Origin of the sequence: Telluria sp. B2, from assembly GCF_051789535.1 — a bacterium.
GTDB lineage: Bacteria > Pseudomonadota > Gammaproteobacteria > Burkholderiales > Burkholderiaceae_D > Telluria.
Genome location: NZ_CP196525.1, coordinates 1727679 through 1747769, shown reverse-complemented (window position 1 = coordinate 1747769; position 20091 = coordinate 1727679). Strand labels below are relative to the sequence as shown.

Genomic DNA, 20091 nt, shown 5'->3' with positions numbered 1-20091 from the left:
TTTATCCCTGCATCATTCCAATCTGGCTGCCTGCCAAGCCGGTGTTCATCCGGCCCTGGTCCGCGCCTCCCGCAATGTTTTTCCAGTTGCATCGAACCCGCCCGGCAGCGCGTCTTCAACGACGCGCTGGACGCGAGGCGTCCTCCACTTTTTCTAGATTGAGAACCTGATGCCACTACCAAAAATCCCGACCAAGCCGGCCACCCTGCTGCCGGTCAGCGAATATCCCCAAGCCGAGCCCGGCAAGTCTCCCGTGCGCGCCGTGAGCGCAGCGCCGGTCGAGGCCGATCCGGTCGAAGACCTCATCAGCGGCAAGGCCGTTCCCGCCGCAAAATCCACCCGCGCCCGCAAGGCCAAGGCCACGCCGCTCGCCGCAGTGCCGCCCTCGCAAACCTTCCAGGCCGCGCCCGAGCGTCCGGCCAAGCCGGAAACCGTCGCCAAGCTGCGCGAGACCGACATGGACGAGCCGCATCCGGTCAAGCACAAGCCGGTCGAGGTCAACGTCAAGTCCTCCGCCAGCCGCAAGGCCGACAAGGCCGGCGCCACCAAGGTCTTCGTGCTCGACACCAACGTGCTGATGCACGACCCGACCTGCCTGTTCCGCTTCGAGGAACACGACGTCTACCTGCCGATGATGACGCTCGAGGAACTCGACGACCACAAGAAGGGCATGTCGGAAGTCGCACGCAACGCCCGCCAGGTCTCGCGCACCCTGGACGCCCTGATCGCCAATATCGACGACGACGCCATCGAGGCCGGCATCGAGCTGGCCAAGCTGGGCAACAAGGACGCCAAGGGCCGCCTGTTCTTCCAGACCAGGCTGCAGAACGGTCCCACCCTGCCCGAGGGCCTGCCGGTCGGCAAGGCCGACAACCAGATCCTCGGCGTGGTGAAAGCCCTGGCCGCCGACCAGCCGAATCGCGCCATCGTGCTGGTGTCGAAAGACATCAACATGCGCATCAAGGCGCGCGCCCTGGGCCTGCCGGCCGAGGATTACTTCAACGACCATGTGCTGGAAGACACCGACCTGCTGTACTCCGGCATCAATCAGCTGCCGGACGACTTCTGGGACAAGCACGGCAAGAACATGGAATCGTGGCAGGACACCCGCAACGGCACCACCTTCTACCGCGTCACCGGCCCCTTCATCAACAGCCTGCTGGTGAACCAGTTCGTCTACCTCGAACAGAACGACGGCGAGGCGCCCTTCTACGCCCAGGTCAAGGAGATCAACGGCAAGACCGCCGTGCTGCAGGTGCTGCGCGACTACACCCATACCAAGAACAGCGTCTGGGGCATCACCGCGCGCAACCGCGAGCAGAACTTCGCGCTCAACCTCCTGATGAATCCGGAGTGCGACTTCGTCACCCTGCTCGGCCAGGCCGGCACCGGCAAGACCCTGCTGGCCCTGGCCGCCGGCCTGGCCCAGGTGCTCGAGACCAAGCTCTACAACGAAATCATCGTCACCCGCGTGACCGTGCCGGTCGGCGAGGACATCGGCTTCCTGCCGGGCACCGAGGAAGAAAAGATGTCGCCGTGGATGGGCGCCTTCGACGACAACCTGGAAGTGCTGAACAAGTCGGACAACGACGCCGGCGACTGGGGCCGCGCGGCCACCCAGGACCTGATCCGTTCGCGCATCAAGATCAAGTCGCTCAACTTCATGCGCGGCCGTACTTTCGTGAACAAGTTCCTGATCATCGACGAGGCCCAGAACCTGACGCCGAAGCAGATGAAGACCCTGGTCACGCGCGCCGGCCCCGGCACCAAGATCCTCTGCCTGGGCAATATCGCCCAGATCGACACGCCTTACCTCACCGAAGGCTCGAGCGGCCTGACCTATGTGGTCGACCGCTTCAAGGGCTGGTCGCACAGCGGCCACGTGACCCTGGCGCGCGGCGAGCGCTCGCGCCTGGCCGATCACGCGAGCGACGTGCTGTAAGCCTTTCCCGCTCCACCAGAAACCTGCGCGCCGAAAGGCCCGCAGGTTTTTTTACGCCCGCGAACGGTGATGAGGGCGTAGGGTGGACGCGGCCGGCGTAGGCACCTGTGTCCACGCTGTACGGCGGCGGATACGCGCTTGCGCATGCAGACAGCCGGTTTCGCCGGCATGATGGCTCGCGCTGGTTGGCGCCGCCAATCAACCGGTGAGACCGCGTGGGCACAGGTGCCCACCCTACGTTACGCACCGGTCAAAGGTGCACGCATTCGCCAACGCAGTGCCTCGACAACCAACGACTCTTCACGACTTCGCCCCGCCCGCCATCTCGAACGCACGGCTGGCCTGCGGCTGGCGCTCGCCCGGCGGAACCGGCCGCGAGAAGAAGTAGCCCTGCCCTTCGTCGCAGCCCAGCGTCTTGAGCAGCTGCATCTGCGCCTGGCTCTCGACGCCCTCGGCGACCACCCGCATGCCCAGCGCGTGCGCCATGGCGATCATCGAGGCAATCAGGGTGTCGCCCTCCGGGTTCTCGATGCGCAGCACGAAGGCGCGGTCGATCTTGAGGACGTCGAAGCGCAGCCTCTGCAGCTGGGACAGCGAGGAGTAGCCGGTGCCGAAGTCGTCGATGCACAGCTTGATCCCGAGCTCGCGCAGCTGGCGGAACACGGTCGACTCGACGATCCCTTCCTGCATCATCGACGACTCGGTCACCTCGATTTCCAGCAGGGCGGGATCGATGCCGTGGCGCTCGATCGCGGTGCGGAACTGGGCCAGGATGTCGGACTGGCTGAACTGGCGCGGCGACACGTTGACCGATACCGGGATCAGCGCCGTCCCGTCGCGCGACCAGTGGGCCAGCTGGCGGCAGACGCTGTCGATGATCTGTTCGCCGAGGCGCACGATGAGGCCGGTCTCCTCGAGCAGGGGGATGAAGCGGTCAGGCCCGGTCAGGCCCTTGCCCGGTCGCTCCCAGCGCACCAGCGCTTCCATGCTCGACGCCGTACCGGCGGCCAGGTCCACGCGCGGCTGGTAATGCACGACGAATTGCTGCTGCTCGAGCGCGTGGCGCAGCTCCATCTCGGTTTCCAGCCGGGTGCGGATGGCCTCGAAGAAGCGCGCCTGGAAGAAGCGGAAACTGCCCTTGCCCTCGGTCTTGACCGAATACATCGCGATGTCGGCGTGCTTGAGCAGGGTCTCCGCATCGTCTCCATGTTCGGGAAACAGGCTGATGCCGATCGACGCGTTCAGCACCTGGACCGAGTGCTGCAGGTGGAAGCCGTCGCGGAAGGCGGCGAGCACGCGGCCGGCCACGTGCTCGACGTCCTCGGTGCCCTCGATCTGCTCGAGCACGATCACGAACTCGTCGCCGCCCAGGCGCACCACATGGTCGCGCGGGCGCACCGCGGTCTTGAGGCGCTTGCCGACGGTGCGCAGCAGTTCGTCGCCGGCCGCATGGCCGAGCACGTCGTTGACGGTCTTGAAGCCGTCGAGGTCGACGAACAGCACCGCGAGCCGCTGCCCGCGTGCGCGCGCGTCCTCGATCGCGCGCGGCAGGTACTGCTGGATCCAGTAGCGGTTGGGCAGGCCGGTCAGTTCGTCCGAGTTGCTCCTGCGCTCGAGCTCGGTCAGGTGGGCCTTGCTCTCGCTGATGTCGCGGATGGTGACCGCGAGGTCGCCGCCGGCGCGCACCGCCTTGTAGCGTATCCACTGGGCTTTCAGGGGCTGCTCGGGACCGGGCGTCACCGGCAGCTCGCAGTCGTAGACGCCGGTCTCGAGGGCCTGGCACAACCGCGCGCAGGCCGAGCGGAACAGCTCGCCCTGGTAGAACTCGGACAGGCGGTGACCGATCAGCTGCATCGGATGCATGCCGAACATGTCGGCGCCATGCTGGTTGCAGTCGACGACGTCGAAATCGTAGACCACGCCCGCGGCGTCGCGCAGGGGACGGTTGATGAAGAAGCCCTCGCCCGCCTCCTCGGTCGCCAGGCGGTAGGTGGCGCGGATCGCCTCGATCTGGTGCTCCTTCCATTTCGCGTGCACGTAGAAGCTGGTGGCCAGCAGCCCGGCCAGCACCAGCCATGCGGTGTTCCACCAGGCACCCTGGATGTTGGCGTCCCGGTGCAGGCGGTAGGGCGCCAACGCCGTGTACTCGTCCACCCCGACGATGCCGATGAGCCCATGGTCCGGAAACTGCCGCCAGCCGACCACGCGGGCGCGCCCGTCGGCAAACCAGCGCCGGCTCTCGAGCCTGGCCACGCCGGCCGGCCTGTCGGCAGGCATCGGCGCCAGCAGGAAAGGCTCCCGGTAGGTGTGGACCCTGGATCCGCTGCGGGTGGCCAGCACCGTGCCGTCCGGCCGCGTCAATCCCACGAAACCGTATTCCGCGAGAATGGGCTCGGCGTAGTGCTGGGTGAAGAAGGACGGAAACACCGAGAGCAGCACGATGCCGGCGAACTGCCCGTCGGGCGACAGCAGCCGGCGCGAGAAGACCACCACTTCGCGGTTGCGCAACTGGGCGGTCAGCGGCCCGCTCAGGTATAGCCGGTCGGCGGCGGCATGCTGCTGCTCGGTGAAATATGGCCTGTCGCCGAAATACCTGCCGACGGCCTGCGGGTAGGAGCTGGTCACGACGATGCCGTGGCGGTCGAGTATGGCCACGGTAGAAATGTATTGCTCGGAAAAGATACCGGAATCGATCGTCCCCTCCAGGCTGAGCCGCTTGCCGGACAGGGCCCAGTTATGGCGCAACAGCAGCAGCAGGCGATCGGTGTCGCCGATCGTGCGGCTGGTGCGGGTGATCAGGCTGCGCGTATAGGCGTCGACCTGCTGCTCCAGCTCGGCCATCCGGTCCTGCCTTTCGTGCTCGAGGTCGACCAGCACGAAACCCCATAGCGCGGCGATGGCGATCAGCGCGAGCACCGGCCACACCAGCAGCAGCGGCAGCCGCTGGCCCAGGAAAGCCAGGAAGGGGCGCAGGCGGCCGACCGCTCGATTCCAGTTTGCGGCCGGCACCACCTTGTCAATACGCAAGTCCATCTGAGCTCCAGCACGTCAAGGCACCGCAGCAAGTATGACACGCCGTCGCGGCGCAAGTTGGCCGCCGTACCGCAGGCAAGGCGCAGGCTTTGCGTTCCCCGCTTGCGTGAGGGCAAGTTGCTCACGATGATGGCTTGACGAAGCAACCCTCTCCCTTATGACCTGCGAGGACATCATGAAGGCGCTCATTCTGGAACTATCTCGACGTTTCGGCACGCTTCCGAAGGGATATCGCGCACTCATTGCCGGCGCCCTCGCGGTATTTGCCCTGTACAACGCGATGGACTTCGGAGAGGCAGTCGGACGGGCCCTGCACGACCTCACGCACTGATTCCCGCGCCGGAAACAAAAACGCCCGGCACATGGCCGGGCGTCTTCTTCGCGGTCACTGACCGCAATTACATGATGTGGGTACCGATCCACCAGGCGATCGCGGCAACGAAGGCCGATGCCGGAATCGTGAAGATCCAGGCCCACACGATGTTGCCCGCCACGCCCCAGCGCACGGCCGAGGCCTTTTGCGAGGCGCCCACGCCGACGATCGCGCCGGTGATGGTGTGGGTGGTCGAGACCGGGATGCCCCAGAAGCTCGCCATCAGCAGGGTCATCGCGCCGCCCGTTTCGGCGCAGAAGCCGCCGACCGGTTTGAGCTTGGTGATCTTCTGGCCCATGGTCTTGACGATACGCCAGCCGCCGAACAGGGTGCCGAAGCTGATCGCCGCGTAGCAGGAGATGATGACCCAGGCCGGCGGGTGCGCGTCGGCCGGATTGGTGTAGCCGGCCGCGATCAGGAGCATCCAGATGATGCCCATGGTCTTTTGCGCGTCGTTGCCGCCGTGGCCCAGCGAATAGCCCGCGGCCGACAGCAGCTGCAGCCGGCGGAACCAGACGTCGACCTTGCGCGGCGTACTCCTGACGAACACCCAGGAGACGATCAGCATGATGATCGAGCCAAGCACGAAGCCGAGCAGCGGCGCGACGACGATGAAGATGACGGTCTTCCACAGGCCTGCCGCGACCAGCGCGCCGGTACCCGACTTGGCCACTGCCGCGCCGACCAGGCCACCGATCAGGGCATGCGAGGACGAGGACGGAATGCCGTAGTACCAGGTGATGACGTTCCAGACGATGGCCCCGACCAGGGCCCCGAAAATCACATAATGGTCGACCACATGGGGATCGATGGTGCCTTTGCCGATGGTTTGCGCCACCTTCATGCTGACCACGAAGATCGCCATGAAGTTGAAGAAGGCGGCCATGGCGACCGCGGATTGGGGCTTCAGCACGCCGGTCGAGACGACGGTCGCAATCGCGTTCGCCGAATCATGGAAGCCGTTCATGAAGTCGAATACCAGTGCCAGCAGCACCAGCAGACCCAGCACGTAAATGCTGATGGTGAGATGTTCCATAATTATTTTTATTGTTAGGAGACTTAAGCGTTCTCGACGATGATGCCTTCGATGATGTTCGCAACGTCTTCGCAGCGGTCGGTGACGGTCTCGAGGATCTCGTAGATCGCCTTCATCTTGATCAGGTTGCGCACGTCCGGCTCGTCGCGGAACAGTTTCGACATGGCGGCGCGCATCACGTGGTCGGCGTCCGACTCGAAACGGTCGATCTCTTCGCAGATGGCGACGATCTTCTGGGCATTGCCCATGTCGTGCAGCAGGGCCACGGCTTCCTGGACCTTCTGGCAGGCGGCCAGGCACAGCTCGGCCAGGCGCTTGGCTTCCGGCGTCACAGCGTGCAGGTCGTACAGCGAGATGGTCTGGGCCGCGTCTTCCATCATGTCGAGGATGTCATCCATGCGGGTGATCAGCTTGTGGATGTCGTCGCGGTCGAGCGGGGTGATGAAGGTCTTGTGCAGCAGGTCGACGGTGGCGTAGGTGATCTTGTCCGCCTGTTTTTCGATGCTCTCCACGGCGTGGGTGCGGTTTTCCAGGTCGTCGAAGTTGGTCATCAGGCCAACCATTTCCTGCGCACCCTTCACGCACAATGCGGCGTGCTGGTTGAACAGATCAAAAAACTTGCCCTCAGTGGGCATCAGGCGTCCAAACATTTAACTCTCCGTTGTAAAACTCTTGGGACTGCGAGGTCCGCTCCGGCTTCTGTTGCCGGCAGCGGCGCAATATCGGCTTAGTCGCCCTGGTAGATGGCGAGGTTACCGCTGTAGTTGCCAAACTTGGTGTACTGGCCAATCCAGGTCAGTCGCACGGCCCCGATCGGACCGTTACGCTGCTTGCCGATGATGATTTCGGCGGTTCCCTTGTCCGGCGAGTCGGGGTTGTACACCTCGTCGCGGTACAGGAAGATGATCACGTCCGCATCCTGTTCGATAGCGCCGGATTCGCGCAGGTCGGACATGACGGGACGCTTGTTCGGCCGCTGTTCCAGCGAGCGGTTCAGCTGGGACAGTGCAATGACCGGACAATGCAGCTCTTTCGCCAGGCCCTTGAGCGAACGCGAGATCTCGGAGATCTCGGCCGCGCGGTTGTCGCCCGGCTGGCTACCCTGCATCAGCTGCAGGTAGTCGACGATGATGAGGCCGAGCTTGCCACATTGGCGGGCAAGGCGGCGCGCGCGTGCGCGCATCTCGATCGGGTTCAGCGCCGGCGTCTCGTCGATGTAGAGCTGGGCATCGTTCATCTTCTGGATGGCGTGCGTCAGGCGCGGCCAGTCCTCGTCGTTCAGGCGGCCGGTACGCAGGCGGTGCTGGTCGAGCTGGCCCACCGAGCCGAGCATACGCATGGCCAGCTGGGCGCCGCCCATCTCCATCGAGAACACGGCGACCGGCAGGCCCGCTTCGATCGCGACGTTCTCGCCGATGTTGACCGAGAAGGCGGTCTTGCCCATCGATGGACGGCCGGCGACGATCACGAGGTCGCCCGGCTGCAGGCCCGAGGTCATGCGATCGAGGTCGATGAAGCCGGTCGGCACGCCGGTGATCTCGCCCTGGTTCTCGCGCGAATACAGTTCGTCGATGCGCTCGACGACCTGGGTCAGCAGCGGCTGGATCGGATTCCAGCCCTGGGCGCCGCGGGCGCCCTGCTCGGCGATGGCGAAGATCTTCGATTCGGCTTCGTCAAGCATCTGCTTGACTTCCTTGCCTTGTGGATTGAACGCATTGCCCGAGATTTCGTCGGCAACGGTAATGAGCTTGCGCAGCACGCCGCGGTCGCGCACGATCTCGGCGTAACGGCGGATGTTGGCGGCCGACGGCGTGTTCTGCGCCATCGCGTTCAGGTACTGCAGGCCGCCCACGTCTTCCGCCTTGCCGAGGGAAACCATCGCCTCGTAGACGGTGATGACGTCGGCCGGCTTGCCGCTGTTGATCAGGCGGACCATCTGTTCGAAGATGATGCGGTGATCGTAACGATAGAAATCGTCCGCGTGCATGAAGTCGGCAATACGGTCCCAGGCCGCGTTATCGCGCAGCAGGCCGCCGATGACGGACTGTTCTGCTTCGATGGAGTGCGGGGGGATGCGCAGCGATTCGATTTGCGGATCTGCGGGGGTATTCATGGCGGGCATTATACCTTCTCCGGTCACACGGCTGAAATAATTGGCGAGTTTCTGAGCATAAAAAAAGCCGGGCAAGCCCGGCTTTTTCCTTTTTGCAACAGCTCCAAAGGAGCTGTGCGGTAATACTTGATTAGGCAGCTTCGCCCACGACAGCGATGGTGACATCCACCACGACGTCGGTGTGCAGAGCGACCGCAACCGGGTGTTCGCCGGTGGTCTTCAGCGGGCCGGTCGGCATGCGCACTTGCGCCTTTTCGACGGCGAAACCTTGCTTGGTCAGGGCTTCGGCGATGTCGAAGTTGGTGACCGAACCGAACAGACGGCCGTCGACGCCGGCTTTCTGAGCGATGGTGATGGTCATGCCGTTCAGCTTGTCGCCCTGGCCTTGTGCAGCAGCCAGCTTCTCGGCAGCAGCTTTTTCCAGTTCGGCGCGCTTGACTTCGAACTCGGCCACAGCAGCCTGGGTAGCGCGGCGGGCCATTTTTTGCGGGATCAGGAAGTTACGTGCGTAACCGTCCTTGACCTTGACGACGTCGCCCAGGTTGCCGACGTTGACGACTTTTTCCAGCAGGATAACTTGCATATTATTCTCCAGTATTTACTTGTGCTCGTTGCCGTAGCGACTTAAGCGTTGTGCAGGTCGGTGTACGGCAGCAGGGCCAGGTAACGTGCGCGCTTGATCGCGGTGTCCACTTGACGCTGGTAGTGCGCCTTGGTGCCGGTCAGGCGTGCCGGCATGATCTTGCCGTTTTCCTGGACGAAGTCCTTCAGGGTGTCGACGTCTTTGTAATCGACCTGTTCCACGCCGGCGGCGGTGAAGCGGCAGAACTTCTTGCGCTTGAACAGCGGGTTCTGCTGTTTGCGCTTCAGTTTTTCTTTGGCTTTGTTTTTGTCGAACTTTTTACCGAATGCCATTTTGAGGCTCCTGTATATCTAAAAGGTGGGCCGCTGGGTAATTTAAGCGGCAGCACTGAAATCAATGATGTGAAACACCAGGGCTTTGCTGTTGCGGTTCTTCCTGGCCAGGAAGCCCGTGAACTGGTGGGCGGCGCCCAGCTCGGCGCTGGCGAAGCGGCCCGAAATCTCTCCCGCGGCGAACGCGGCAATCTCGAACTCGACCAGCCTCGGCACCCCTGCCTCGACCTGCTGCGAACTGTGCAGCAGGATTGCGGACACGACCGGCACGCCGGCGGGGGTATAGCGCAGTACGTCGCGTTCAGCGATGGTGGCGACGACTTGTAGCTGGTTCACTTCTCAGCGGGCCTGAGCCCGTTCACGATCCTGGCGAAAAACCTTAGGCAGCGGCGGCCGGGGCAGCAGCCGGAGCTTCTGCGCGGTGGCTCTTGGCTGCGTCTTCGCGCTGTACCGACTTCATCATTGGCGACGGAGCGGTTTCAGCCTTCTTCATCTTCACGGTCAGGTGACGCAGCACGGCATCATTGAACTTGAATGCGGTTTCCAGCTCGACCAGGGTCTCGTTGTCGCACTCGATGTTCATGCAGATGTAGTGTGCCTTCGGCAGCTTCTGGATCTGGTAAGCCATCTGGCGACGGCCCCAGTCTTCCACGCGATGGATGTTACCGCCGCGGCTGGTCACCGTGGTCTTGTAACGCTCGATCATCGCCGGGACTTGCTCGCTTTGGTCCGGGTGGACGATAAAAACGATTTCATAATGACGCATGCAACACTCCTTGAGGACGTTTAAACAAATGCCCACCTCGGCGTCAAGACGAGTGTGGGAAGGGAAAGCCTGCAATTATAACCCGAAGCGGGCAGCAACACAATCGGCGGCCGGCGTACCCCTTTCGCGACAGCAGCCGTCCGGAAATTCCAGCGAAAACAACGATTTCCCTTGCATTTACAGAAGCACTGTACAAAAATACAGTCTGAATCGATAACCAGTGGTACACCCATGCTCAAGCTCACTGCAAGGCAAGAACAGATCCTGAACCTGATCAAGGAAGCGATCGACAACACCGGCTTCCCGCCGACCCGCGCCGAGATCGCGAAGGAATTGGGCTTCAAGTCGGCCAACGCGGCCGAGGAGCACCTGCAGGCGCTCGCGCGCAAAGGCGCGATCGAGATCGTCTCGGGCACCTCGCGCGGGATTCGCCTGATCGGCGCGGCATCGGAGCCGGCCGTCCCGGCCATTCCCCCTGCCCTGCTGATGTCGCTGCCCCTGGTCGGCCGTGTCGCGGCAGGTTCGCCCATCCTCGCGCAGGAACACGTGGAAGCAACCTACAACGTCGACCCGGCCATGTTCGGCGCCCGCCCCGACTTCCTGCTGAAGGTGCGCGGCTGGTCGATGCGCGACGCCGGCATCATGGACGGCGACTTCCTGGCGGTCAAGAAGGTCGACAGCGCCAAGAACGGCCAGATCGTCGTGGCCCGCCTGGGCGAAGACGTGACCGTCAAGCGCTACCGCAAGACCGGCGACGTGATCGAACTGCTGCCGGAAAATCCGGACTTCAAGGTGATCCGCGTCGAGCCGGACGACGAGTTCGCCCTCGAGGGGCTGGCTGTGGGTTTGATGCGCAGCTGGCACTGAGCCGCAGATGAAAGAAAAGGCCGCTTGATGCGGCCTTTTTTGATTTTGCAGGGTGGGGTCTCGACCCCACGCGGTACGACGCCTGCGAATCGCCAGCTCATTCCCTGGCCCCGGTTTTGTAGGGTGGACACCTGTGTCCACGCGGTACAAGGCGAGCAGGCCGGGCGCTCTGCCGGCAGATTGGCGGCCGGGGCTACGCGACGCTTTGCGGCAGCTCATCCGTCCTACAGCGTGGACACAGGTGTCCACCCTACGAAAAACAAAGGCCGCTGACGCGGCCTTTTTTACTCCAACACGGCCTTACTTCGTTCGCACCGACTCGTCCTTCGGCGCCTTGGTCACGATCGCATTGTGCTCGGCGATATACGCCTCGGTCGCGCCGCGCCAGACCGCCACGTCGGCCAGCACCATCTTGGCGCCGACCTTGGCTTCTTCCGACAGGTTTTCCTGGACCTGGGCCAGGTGCTTCTTCGCCTGCTGCATCTCCGCCAGGTTCATCAGCTTGGCGATGTCGGCCGGGATCCGGTTTTCGAGCGGGGAGGCGGCGTTCAGGTTCTGCACGAAGCCGTTATAGCAGTCCTGCCACTTGTTGATCGCGTTCGAGACCCGCTCGATCTCGTCAGTCTGCTTCGAGATCGCCGGCACGCGCGGCTTGGGGCAGCGGAACTTGCCGGACCGCAGGTCTTCGCCGTCGTACTTCGACACCCAGTAGTCGATGTCGGCGCGGCGCGCGACCCGCTGCTGCATGACGCCGAGCGAGGCTTCGGCGACCTTGTTGCCCTTGGCGGCCGCCTTCTGGAACCACATCGTGGCCTTGGCCTCGTCCACCGTGCCGGCTTCGCCGTACCAGTACATCTGGCCCAGCAGCTGCTGGGCCTCGACGTTGCCGGCATTTGCCAGCTTCGTGTACAGCTTCATGGCTTCCGGATACTTCTTCTGCTCGAACAGGGCCTTGGCGTCTTCCAGTTCGCCCGCGTTGGCCAGGCCCGCCAGCAGCAGGCCTGCCAGCATCGAGCCCGCAAGTGTCAGCGCATTCTTTTTCATGTCGTCGCGTCGTCAGTCAGGGATTCGGGAGAATGTTCCGTACGGCGCCCCGCCGTGCGGAACAGGCGATTCAAGCGATTCAGGCGATGCGGCGCTTCAGGCGTCCAGCGCCGCCCGGAAGTCTTCCAGCAGGTCCTCGGTGTCTTCGATGCCCACCGATACCCGGATCAGGGACTCGGCGATGCCCATGCTGGCGCGGCGCTCGGGCCCCATCTCGAAGAAGATCGTGTGCGCCACTGGAATCACCAGGGTGCGGGTATCGCCCAGGTTGCTCGCGGGGATGGCCAGCTTCAGGCGGTTCAGGTAGTCGAAGCAGTCGATGCCGTCCTTCAGTTCGAAGCTCAGCAGCGAACCGCCCGCGCGGAACAGTTCGTTCGAGATGGCGTGCTGCGGGTGCGACTGCAGGCCCGGATAGTGGACGGCGGCGACCCGATCGTCGGCCTCCAGCATGCGCGCCAGCGCCAGCGCATTGCCTGTCGTGCGTTCCATCCGCAGCGCCAGGGTTTCGGCGCCGACCGCGATGTGGTGCGCCGCTTCCGGACCGAGCGAAGCGCCGAAGTCGCGCAGGGCTTTCGCGCGCAGCTGGGCCATGCCCTGGGCGGCCGGCGGCTGCTTGCGGAAGTTGGCGGCGATGTTCGGGTAGGCGCTCCAGTCGAACAGGCCGGTGTCGGTCAGGGCGCCGCCCAGGGCGATGCCGTGGCCGGCGATCGACTTGGTGAGCGAATTGACGACCAGGCCGGCCCCCACCGCTTTCGGGCGGAACAGCCAGGGCGTGGTCATGGTGTTGTCGACCACGTAGAGGATGCCGCGCTCGCGGCACAGGGCGCCGATGCGCGCAAGGTCCGCGACCTGGGTGCGCGGATTGGCGATCGTCTCCACGAACACGAAGCGTGTGTTCGGCTGCAGGGCGGCCGCGACGTTGGCGACATCGGTAGCGTCGACGAAAGAGACCTCGACGCCCTGCCCGGCCACCGTCTGCCACAGGCTGTTGGTGTTACCGAAGAGGAAGGAAGACGAGACGATGTGGTCGCCCTCGCGCAGCAGCGCCTGGAACAGCGCGCCGATGGCCGCCATGCCGGTGCCGAAGCACAGGGTAGCGACGCCGTCTTCCATTTTCGTGACCTTGTCTTCCAGTGCGGCGACCGTCGGGTTGCCCTGGCGGCCGTAGCGGAAGCCCGGCTCCTTGCCCTGGAATACCGAGGCGAGCTGGCGCGCATCGCCGTAGCCGAAGGCGACCGAGGTGTGGACCGGCTTGTGCAGCGAACCCTGCTCGATCGCCTTGCGGCGGTCGTTGTGCAGGACCGTGGTGGTGAATCCGTATTGTTTGGTATCGCTCATGGTGCGTATGGAAACTTATTCGGCGGCGACCGGAGGGTTCAGGTTCAATTGGGTGCGCACCACATCCTCCGAGGACTTGCCCGAGCTCTTGTGGCGATGGGTTTCCAGCTTGTCCAGGTACTCGGGCGTGACGTCGCCGGTAATGTAGACACCGTCGAAGCAGGAGGCCTCGAAGTTGGTCAGCGCCGGGTTGACGTCCGAGATCGAGCGCTTGAGCGCGTCGATGTCCTGGTAGACGAGGCGGTCGGCCGTGATTTCCTTGCAGACTTCCTCGACGGTGCGGCCATAGGCGATCAGCTCGTCGCGGGTCGGCATGTCGATGCCGTAGACGTTCGGAAACAGCACCGGCGGAGCGGCCGAGGCGAAGAAGACCTTGCGGGCGCCGGCGTCGCGCGCCATCTGCACGATCTCGCGGCTGGTGGTGCCGCGCACGATCGAGTCGTCGACCAGCAGCACATTCTTGTCCTTGAACTCGGAACCGATGGCGTTCAGCTTCTGGCGCACCGACTTCTTGCGCATCCCCTGGCCAGGCATAATGAAGGTGCGGCCGATGTAGCGGTTCTTGATGAAGCCTTCGCGGTATTCCACGCCCAGCTTCAGGGCGAGCTGGATCGCGGCCGGACGCGAGGAATCGGGAATCGGCATGACGACATCGATTTCCTCGACCGGAATTTCCTTGCGGATCTTGTCGGCAAGGTATTCACCCATTTTGAGGCGGGCCGCGTAGACCGAGGCGCCGTCGATCACCGAATCCGGGCGCGCCAGGTAGACGTACTCGAAGGCGCAGGGATTCAGGGACGGGTTCTCGGCGCACTGGCGCTCGTGCAATTGGCCGTCTTCGCCGATGAAGATGGCTTCGCCCGGGGCGATGTCGCGCACGAAGCGGAAACCGATGCCCTCCAGGGCCACCGATTCGCTGGCGACCATGTATTCGACGCCATTCTCGCCTTCGTTCATCCCCAGGCACAGCGGACGGATGCCGAAGGGGTCGCGGAAGGCCAGCATGCCGTGGCCGGCGATCTGGGCCACGACGGCGTAGGCGCCGCGCACGCGGCGGTGCACCACGCCGACCGCCTTGAAGACGGCCTCGGCGTCGAGCGAATAGCCGTGCGCCGCTTCCTGGATCTCGTGCGCCAGCACGTTCAACAGCACTTCCGAGTCGGAATTGGTGTTGATGTGGCGGCGGTCGTTGCGGAACAGCGCTTCCTTCAGTTCGGCCTGGTTGGTCAGGTTGCCGTTGTGCGCCAGGGTGATGCCGAAAGGCGCGTTCACGTAGAACGGCTGCGCCTCTTCCTCGCTCGAGGAGCCGGCGGTCGGATAGCGGCAGTGGCCAATCCCGGTGTTGCCCTGGAGCGAACGCATGTTACGGGTACGGAACACGTCACGTACCAGGCCGTTGGCCTTGTACATCGAGAACATGCTGCTGTGATTGGTTGCAATCCCCGCCGCGTCCTGGCCGCGGTGCTGCAATAGCAGCAATGCGTCATACAACAGCTGGTTGACGGGAGTTTGCGAGACGACGCCGACGATGCCACACATGGTGTGCTCCTAAGAACAGAATGCTGTTACAGAAAAATTCAAAACTGTACGTGCTGCGCCAGCGCAGCGGGAAGGAAAGGCTTGACGGTACGCGCGCCGGTTTCCGCGAGGGGGGACAGCAGCGCGTCCTTCCAGAAATCTTGTTGGGGGATGGATGTCATCGAGCACAATATGACGGCGGCCAGTACGATTACAACACCGCGCGCCAGGCCGAACAGGCCGCCCAGGCCACGGTCCGCCAGCGACAGTCCAGAGGCCTCGATCAGGGCGCCCAGCGCCAGCGCCAGCAGCCCCATCAGGATGCGCACGCCGAGGAACAGGGCGACGAAGGCGACCATCAGGCGTACCGTTTCGCCGGGGATCAGTTCGGGCAGCAGCGGCGCCAGCCCGGCGCCGTAGGCGTTGGCCACCACGAAGGCGACCACCCAGCCCAGCAGCGACAGGATTTCCTTCACCAGGCCGCGCATGGTGCTGATGACGACCGAGGAAACCAGCACGAACAATACCAGATAATCGAAAATCGTCACGCCGTCCCGACCATGCTTACATCGGTACCAGGAAACCGCTGAAGCCCTGCGCGCCGAGCTTGGCGCGTGCCTTTTCGGCTTCTTCGCGGCTGCCGAACGGGCCGACCTGTACACGGATCAGCTCACCCGACTTCCGGGTGTGCGCGCTGACGCCGGCCGCACGCAGGCGGTTCTGCAATTCAGAGACCTTCTCCTGGCTCGCCAGGGCGGCGACCTGCACCACGAAGCGCTGGTTCGCTTCCGGCTTCTCGACCGGCTTCGCGGCCGCCTTGCCTTCGAGCAGCGCCAGCGCGCGTGCGGCGTCCTCATCCTTGGCGCGCGGCGGCAGCGGCTTGTCTTCCACCTTCTTCGGCGCCGGCTTCTCGACGGGCTTCTCGGCCACCTTCGGCTCGGGCTTCTTCGGCTCAGGCTTGTGCTCGGCCACCCTGGGCTCGGGCTTCTTCGGCTCCGGCTTCGGTTCCGGTTTCGACTCCAGCTTATGTACGGGTTCGGTGCGCATCGGCTCCTTCGGCTCGGCCTTTGCGACCTCGACCGTCTTCACCGGCGGCGGCATGACGGCCGGCGCTTCCTGGGCGCGCGCGCCCGGGGGCGTCACGGGCGGCGCCTCGACGATTTCCTCGCCCTGGTCGACGCTCTCGGCGGCCGGCACCGGATCGGACGGCATCGGCAGCGCCGGCGCCTTGTCCTTCGCGGGAATCTGGATCGCGATGTCGCCGACCAGCGGGCGCGGTTCGGAATCGAGCAGCATCGGCAGGCCGACTGCGGCGGCCAGGGCCAAGGCGATCGCGCCTACCAGGCGGCGGCGCGCGCGCTTCTTCTCCGGCAGCATGGGATCGCCGCCGCTGCGGCTGCGGCGCGAGGCGGCCGCGGCTTCGCCCGCGTAGGCGGCACGCTTGGCGCGGGCGCGCTCGGCGAGATTGTCGTCATCGCGGGAAAAACGGCCACTGTCCTGGGCGGTGCTTTCTTGCTTGTTTTTACTAAAGATCGAGAACAAGCCCATGCGTCATTAATCAGTGAAGAGAGTTTTTTCGGGCCGCCATCACGCCGGCGACGGTATAGAACGAGCCAAAGACCACAATTCTATCATTCTCCCCGGCACGGCTCATCGCATTTGCAAAGGCTGCTGCCGGATCGGCAAAGGTCGTGACCGAAAAATCGCCCTCTTTCGCTCCCGCGGGCCGCAGGGAGGCCAGTTGCTGCGCCAGTTCTTCGCCCTTGGCCGAGCGTGGCGACGGCAGGTCGGCCACGCACCAGTGGTCGACCAGCCCGGCCATCGGCGCGACCACGCCCTCGATGTCCTTGTCGGCCATGATGCCGAACACGGCATAGGTGTAGCGATGAAAACCCATGTTGCCCAGGTTCTGGGCCAGCGTCGCCGCCGCATGTGGATTGTGCGCCACATCGAGCACCGTGGTCGGACGACCCGGCAGCACCTGGAAGCGCCCCGGCAGCTCGACCAGGGCCAGGCCCGTACGCACTTCCTGGGCGCCGGCCGGCAACTGCAGGCGCAGGGCCTCGAGCGCGGCCAGCGCGGCCGAGGCGTTCAACAACTGGTTGGCGCCGCGCAGGGCCGGATAGGCCAGCGCATTGCGTCGCTGGCTGCGCCCGCCATAGCTCCACTGCTGCTGGTCGCCCTGGTAGTTGAAATCGCGGCCGATCAGCCAGAGGTCGGCGCCGATGTCCTCGGCATGCTTGATCAGGGTGCTCGGCGGCACCGGATCGCTGCAGATCGCGGCCTTGCCCGGACGGAAGATGCCGGCCTTCTCGTAAGCGATCGCTTCGCGCGTGTCGCCCAGGTAGTCGGCATGGTCGATGTCGATGCTGGTGACGATGGCCACGTCGGCGTCGACCACGTTGACCGCGTCGAGGCGCCCGCCCAAGCCCACTTCCAGGATCGCGACGTCGACGCCGGCCTTCGAGATCAGGTGCATGATCGCCAGCGTGGTGAATTCGAAATAGGTCAGCGAGATGTCGCCGCGCTGCGCTTCGACGAAGTTGAAGGCGTCCACCAGCATGGCGTCGGTCGCCATGTCGCCGTTGATGCGGGCGCGCTCGTTAAAGTCGAGGAAGTGCGGCTTGATGTAGAGGCCGACACGGTAGCCGGCGTGCAGCAGGACCGATTCGAGCATCGCGCAGGTCGAGCCCTTGCCATTGGTGCCGGCCACCATGATGACCGGGCAGTCGAACGCCAGGCCCATGCGCTCCTTGACGGCGCGCACGCGTTCCAGGCCCATGTCGATATGGGTTTCCGCATGGCGCGATTCGATCAGCGCCAGCCAGTCGGGCAAGGTGGTGGGAAGGTTTTGCATGGATTCGATGTGAAACTAATGATGAGAACGGCCGGCGGCCCGCTTGAGCGGACGGCCGGCCGTGCAATGTTTTAAGCGTGCCTTGACGCCTTAGGCAATGCTTTCAGCGGGCTGGTTCTGCAGCAGAGCGAGAAGACGGGCGATCTCTTCGCGCATCTTGCGGCGGTCGACGATCATGTCGACGGCGCCCTTCTGCACCAGGAACTCGGCGCGCTGGAAGCCTTCCGGCAGTTTTTCGCGCACGGTGTTCTCGATGACGCGCGGGCCGGCGAAACCGATCAGGGCCTTCGGCTCGGCGATCACGACGTCGCCCATGAAGGCGAAGGAGGCGGAGACGCCGCCCATGGTCGGGTCGGTCAGCACGCTGATGAACGGCAGTTTCTTTTCCGACAGCTTGGTCAGCATGGCGGTAGTCTTGGCCATTTGCATCAGCGACAGCAGGCCTTCCTGCATGCGCGCGCCGCCGGTGGCGGTGATGCAGATGAAGGGCACCTTCTGTTCGAGTGCGATCTGGGCGCCGCGCGCGAAGCGCTCACCGACGACCGAGCCCATCGAACCGCCCATGAATTCGAATTCAAAGCAGGCCACCACGACCGGCAGGCTCATGATCGAGCCGCCCTGCACCACCAGCGCGTCGGTTTCGCCGGTGGCGTCCATTGCGGCCTTCAGGCGGTCCGGGTATTTCTTGCTGTCCTTGAACTTGAGGGTGTCGACCGGCAGGGTTTCCTGGCCGATGTCGTAACGGCCGCCTTCGTCGAGCAGCGCATCGAGGCGCTCGCGGGCACGGATGCGCATGTGGTGATCGCACTTCGGGCACACGTGCAGGTTCGACTCGAGGTCCGCGCGGTACAGGACCGCTTCGCACGACGGGCACTTGACCCACAGGCCCTCGGGCATGGTCTTGCGGTTAGCGGCATCGGAGCGCTGGATTCGGGGGGGCAGCAGTTTTTCCAACCAACTCATGTTCTCTCCTTTGCGGCAATTCTTGGGTTGGCGCGTAGTGTAGCCGCTAGCGCCGGGCTTGTCGACCGCTTGGTTTTCTGACAATGAGCCTTCCAATCACTCTTTGCCGACCTCGGCCGTGGTGAACTCGAACCCACCGACGCGCGCTGCAATGAGGTTATACACCCATGCGCCGAAGAGGGTGAACACGAATCCGAACGCGGTGTAGAGCAGCGGCATCAGGATCATCGCCAGGATGGATACGCCGGCGCCCTGTGTAAGCAGCGTTGGGATCGTCATGAACAAGGTGAGCGGGATGGAAATGACCAGATACAGGGCCCCCATTACCTTCGCGTTTTGCAGAATGGATACACTGACTACTTGCTTCTTCATGGAATGCCTTGTCCGTCCAAACATTGAGTTTGGTTAATGTACCGTACTCGATAGCAACTAGACAAGTAGGGCAATGGAATACACGCACTATTCCCTGCCCGTCGTCGCGAAGGGCGTTCCAGCCGACGCGGCCCGGCATTCGCGCGGCCGGCGCGGGTCGAATGGCGAGAACCCTTGCGCGGACCCTGTCCGCCGGACGCGAACCGTCATGAAAAGGCCCGGCCGCTTGTCCTGCATGCTGCGCGTCGCGCCGATGCTGGCGGCCGCGGCGGCCGGCTTGGGTCGCGCGAAGCAGACGATCGAGAAGGATTTTGATGACGAGAAGAGCATGAACGCCCTGGTCGGCACGATGAATGCAAGCCGCAAGGAAGTCCTGGTGGCGATCCTGCGGCCGGCGAACATCGTCGTGTTCGAGAACCTGGGACTGGAGCGGCCGCAGACGCGCCTGCGTCTGAGCCTGGATGCGCCCGCCGCCGGCGGACCGCCTCCGGCATGGCAGGGCACGATGTGCGCGGGAGGCCGCCCGGTGCAGGTGGCGGCTTACCGCGACGCCGATTGAGCAGCAGACCGCGGCCGTTCGTCGATGAACCGGCGCGGCGCCAGGACGCCTCAGCCGGCCTTGACTTCCCGGGTGGTGAATTCGAATCCGCCGACCATCGATGCCACGAGGTTGTAGATCCAGGCGCCGATCAGCGTGAAGACGAAACCGGACGCCGCGTAGGCCAGCGGGAATACGATCATTCCCACGACCGAGATCCCACCCATTCCGGGCACCGACTGGAAAAGAAGAAAGACCACCACCATCGGCACCGACAAGACGAGGTAGAGTGCAGCCATCATTTTGGCGTTCTGTACTACGGAAACACGCTGGATCTGCTTCTTCATTCGGCAACTCCCGGAAATGTTGAGATGAGGAAACAGCAATGTACCTTGGCCCCGGAATGGCCTATAGCC

At 64.1% G+C, this 20091-nt stretch carries 21 protein-coding genes; 4 read left to right on the top strand and 17 right to left on the bottom strand.

All coding sequences use genetic code 11. The annotated features are described in order from the left end of the window. The first annotated feature begins 169 nt into the window (after positions 1 to 169). Positions 170 to 1942, top strand: a complete 1773-nt coding sequence (locus tag ACSUZJ_RS07805) for a PhoH family protein (RefSeq protein ID WP_499414897.1) — start codon at positions 170 to 172, stop codon at positions 1940 to 1942. Positions 1943 to 2242: 300 nt separating this feature from the next. Here the strand turns inward: ACSUZJ_RS07805 and ACSUZJ_RS07800 are convergent, their stop codons facing one another. Continuing rightward, the gene (locus ACSUZJ_RS07800) at positions 2243 to 4975 is read right to left on the bottom strand and encodes a bifunctional diguanylate cyclase/phosphodiesterase (RefSeq protein WP_499414895.1); all 2733 of its coding nucleotides are present in this window, start codon (positions 4973 to 4975) and stop codon (positions 2243 to 2245) included. Positions 4976 to 5150: 175 nt separating this feature from the next. Here ACSUZJ_RS07800 and ACSUZJ_RS07795 point away from each other — a divergent pair, with 175 nt between their 5' ends. After that, entirely contained in the window at positions 5151 to 5306 is a 156-nt protein-coding gene (locus ACSUZJ_RS07795; RefSeq protein ID WP_499414893.1) for a hypothetical protein, read from the top strand. Positions 5307 to 5373: 67 nt separating this feature from the next. On the opposite strand, the gene ACSUZJ_RS07790 is transcribed toward ACSUZJ_RS07795, so the two are convergent. From ACSUZJ_RS07790 to rpsF, 7 genes are all read right to left on the bottom strand, one after another. After that, entirely contained in the window at positions 5374 to 6384 is a 1011-nt protein-coding gene (locus ACSUZJ_RS07790; RefSeq protein WP_499414891.1) for an inorganic phosphate transporter, read from the bottom strand. A 23-nt stretch (positions 6385 to 6407) separates the two neighbouring features. Next, positions 6408 to 7034, bottom strand: coding sequence for a DUF47 domain-containing protein (locus ACSUZJ_RS07785; protein ID WP_312549315.1), 627 nt, complete (start codon positions 7032 to 7034; stop codon positions 6408 to 6410). A gap of 77 nt (positions 7035 to 7111) precedes the next feature. Beyond that, positions 7112 to 8497 (bottom strand): replicative DNA helicase, encoded by a 1386-nt coding sequence (locus ACSUZJ_RS07780; protein ID WP_499414889.1) that lies wholly within the window; start codon positions 8495 to 8497, stop codon positions 7112 to 7114. Positions 8498 to 8627: 130 nt separating this feature from the next. Beyond that, entirely contained in the window at positions 8628 to 9080 is a 453-nt protein-coding gene (gene rplI / locus ACSUZJ_RS07775) for a 50S ribosomal protein L9 (RefSeq protein ID WP_499414887.1), read from the bottom strand. A 41-nt stretch (positions 9081 to 9121) separates the two neighbouring features. Next, positions 9122 to 9412: a 30S ribosomal protein S18 gene (gene rpsR, locus ACSUZJ_RS07770; RefSeq protein WP_036249492.1), complete on the bottom strand. Its 291-nt coding sequence runs from the start codon at positions 9410 to 9412 to the stop codon at positions 9122 to 9124. A 42-nt stretch (positions 9413 to 9454) separates the two neighbouring features. Next, positions 9455 to 9748, bottom strand: coding sequence for a primosomal replication protein N (gene priB, locus ACSUZJ_RS07765; RefSeq protein ID WP_499414885.1), 294 nt, complete (start codon positions 9746 to 9748; stop codon positions 9455 to 9457). A 43-nt stretch (positions 9749 to 9791) separates the two neighbouring features. Next, entirely contained in the window at positions 9792 to 10178 is a 387-nt protein-coding gene (gene rpsF / locus ACSUZJ_RS07760) for a 30S ribosomal protein S6 (protein WP_136219823.1), read from the bottom strand. A gap of 231 nt (positions 10179 to 10409) precedes the next feature. Between rpsF and lexA the strand changes: the two genes are divergently transcribed. After that, positions 10410 to 11045 carry a transcriptional repressor LexA gene (gene lexA, locus ACSUZJ_RS07755; RefSeq protein ID WP_499414883.1) on the top strand — a complete coding sequence of 212 codons (636 nt, stop codon included), beginning with the start codon at positions 10410 to 10412 and terminating at the stop codon, positions 11043 to 11045. 300 nt (positions 11046 to 11345) lie between these two features. Here lexA and ACSUZJ_RS07750 read toward each other — a convergent pair whose 3' ends face one another. The 8 genes from ACSUZJ_RS07750 to ACSUZJ_RS07715 form a co-directional block, all read right to left on the bottom strand. Beyond that, positions 11346 to 12089 (bottom strand): tetratricopeptide repeat protein, encoded by a 744-nt coding sequence (locus ACSUZJ_RS07750; protein WP_499414881.1) that lies wholly within the window; start codon positions 12087 to 12089, stop codon positions 11346 to 11348. 96 nt (positions 12090 to 12185) lie between these two features. Continuing rightward, positions 12186 to 13427: a cystathionine gamma-synthase family protein gene (locus ACSUZJ_RS07745; RefSeq protein ID WP_499414879.1), complete on the bottom strand. Its 1242-nt coding sequence runs from the start codon at positions 13425 to 13427 to the stop codon at positions 12186 to 12188. A 15-nt stretch (positions 13428 to 13442) separates the two neighbouring features. After that, entirely contained in the window at positions 13443 to 14966 is a 1524-nt protein-coding gene (purF, locus tag ACSUZJ_RS07740; protein WP_499414877.1) for an amidophosphoribosyltransferase, read from the bottom strand. A 38-nt stretch (positions 14967 to 15004) separates the two neighbouring features. Next, complete coding sequence (locus ACSUZJ_RS07735; protein ID WP_499414875.1) at positions 15005 to 15493, bottom strand: CvpA family protein; 489 nt, start codon at positions 15491 to 15493, stop codon at positions 15005 to 15007. Between the two features lie 16 nt (positions 15494 to 15509). Beyond that, a complete protein-coding gene (locus ACSUZJ_RS07730; RefSeq protein ID WP_499414873.1) occupies positions 15510 to 16493 on the bottom strand; it encodes an SPOR domain-containing protein in 984 nt (327 codons plus the stop codon). Between the two features lie 10 nt (positions 16494 to 16503). Next, positions 16504 to 17802 carry a bifunctional tetrahydrofolate synthase/dihydrofolate synthase gene (folC, locus tag ACSUZJ_RS07725; protein ID WP_499414871.1) on the bottom strand — a complete coding sequence of 433 codons (1299 nt, stop codon included), beginning with the start codon at positions 17800 to 17802 and terminating at the stop codon, positions 16504 to 16506. Between the two features lie 90 nt (positions 17803 to 17892). Then, complete coding sequence (gene accD, locus ACSUZJ_RS07720) at positions 17893 to 18765, bottom strand: acetyl-CoA carboxylase, carboxyltransferase subunit beta (RefSeq protein ID WP_499414869.1); 873 nt, start codon at positions 18763 to 18765, stop codon at positions 17893 to 17895. A 96-nt stretch (positions 18766 to 18861) separates the two neighbouring features. Further along, a complete protein-coding gene (locus ACSUZJ_RS07715; RefSeq protein WP_499414867.1) occupies positions 18862 to 19137 on the bottom strand; it encodes a hypothetical protein in 276 nt (91 codons plus the stop codon). 208 nt (positions 19138 to 19345) lie between these two features. Between ACSUZJ_RS07715 and ACSUZJ_RS07710 the strand changes: the two genes are divergently transcribed. Continuing rightward, positions 19346 to 19696, top strand: coding sequence for a hypothetical protein (locus ACSUZJ_RS07710; protein WP_499414865.1), 351 nt, complete (start codon positions 19346 to 19348; stop codon positions 19694 to 19696). A 50-nt stretch (positions 19697 to 19746) separates the two neighbouring features. On the opposite strand, the gene ACSUZJ_RS07705 is transcribed toward ACSUZJ_RS07710, so the two are convergent. Continuing rightward, entirely contained in the window at positions 19747 to 20022 is a 276-nt protein-coding gene (locus tag ACSUZJ_RS07705) for a hypothetical protein (protein ID WP_499414863.1), read from the bottom strand. Positions 20023 to 20091: the final 69 nt, after the last annotated feature.

Coding starts and splice junctions, on each gene's coding strand:
- ACSUZJ_RS07780 (WP_499414889.1), bottom strand. CDS start 8,497: ATGAATACCCCCGCAGATCCGCAAATCGAATCGCTGCGCATCCCCCCG.
- ACSUZJ_RS07715 (WP_499414867.1), bottom strand. CDS start 19,137: ATGAAGAAGCAAGTAGTCAGTGTATCCATTCTGCAAAACGCGAAGGTA.
- accD (WP_499414869.1), bottom strand. CDS start 18,765: ATGAGTTGGTTGGAAAAACTGCTGCCCCCCCGAATCCAGCGCTCCGAT.
- folC (WP_499414871.1), bottom strand. CDS start 17,802: ATGCAAAACCTTCCCACCACCTTGCCCGACTGGCTGGCGCTGATCGAA.
- rplI (WP_499414887.1), bottom strand. CDS start 9,080: ATGCAAGTTATCCTGCTGGAAAAAGTCGTCAACGTCGGCAACCTGGGC.
- ACSUZJ_RS07790 (WP_499414891.1), bottom strand. CDS start 6,384: ATGGAACATCTCACCATCAGCATTTACGTGCTGGGTCTGCTGGTGCTG.
- ACSUZJ_RS07750 (WP_499414881.1), bottom strand. CDS start 12,089: ATGAAAAAGAATGCGCTGACACTTGCGGGCTCGATGCTGGCAGGCCTG.
- lexA (WP_499414883.1), top strand. CDS start 10,410: ATGCTCAAGCTCACTGCAAGGCAAGAACAGATCCTGAACCTGATCAAG.
- ACSUZJ_RS07730 (WP_499414873.1), bottom strand. CDS start 16,493: ATGGGCTTGTTCTCGATCTTTAGTAAAAACAAGCAAGAAAGCACCGCC.
- ACSUZJ_RS07785 (WP_312549315.1), bottom strand. CDS start 7,034: ATGTTTGGACGCCTGATGCCCACTGAGGGCAAGTTTTTTGATCTGTTC.
- rpsF (WP_136219823.1), bottom strand. CDS start 10,178: ATGCGTCATTATGAAATCGTTTTTATCGTCCACCCGGACCAAAGCGAG.
- purF (WP_499414877.1), bottom strand. CDS start 14,966: ATGTGTGGCATCGTCGGCGTCGTCTCGCAAACTCCCGTCAACCAGCTG.
- ACSUZJ_RS07795 (WP_499414893.1), top strand. CDS start 5,151: ATGAAGGCGCTCATTCTGGAACTATCTCGACGTTTCGGCACGCTTCCG.
- rpsR (WP_036249492.1), bottom strand. CDS start 9,412: ATGGCATTCGGTAAAAAGTTCGACAAAAACAAAGCCAAAGAAAAACTG.
- ACSUZJ_RS07710 (WP_499414865.1), top strand. CDS start 19,346: ATGAAAAGGCCCGGCCGCTTGTCCTGCATGCTGCGCGTCGCGCCGATG.
- ACSUZJ_RS07800 (WP_499414895.1), bottom strand. CDS start 4,975: ATGGACTTGCGTATTGACAAGGTGGTGCCGGCCGCAAACTGGAATCGA.
- ACSUZJ_RS07705 (WP_499414863.1), bottom strand. CDS start 20,022: ATGAAGAAGCAGATCCAGCGTGTTTCCGTAGTACAGAACGCCAAAATG.
- ACSUZJ_RS07745 (WP_499414879.1), bottom strand. CDS start 13,427: ATGAGCGATACCAAACAATACGGATTCACCACCACGGTCCTGCACAAC.
- ACSUZJ_RS07805 (WP_499414897.1), top strand. CDS start 170: ATGCCACTACCAAAAATCCCGACCAAGCCGGCCACCCTGCTGCCGGTC.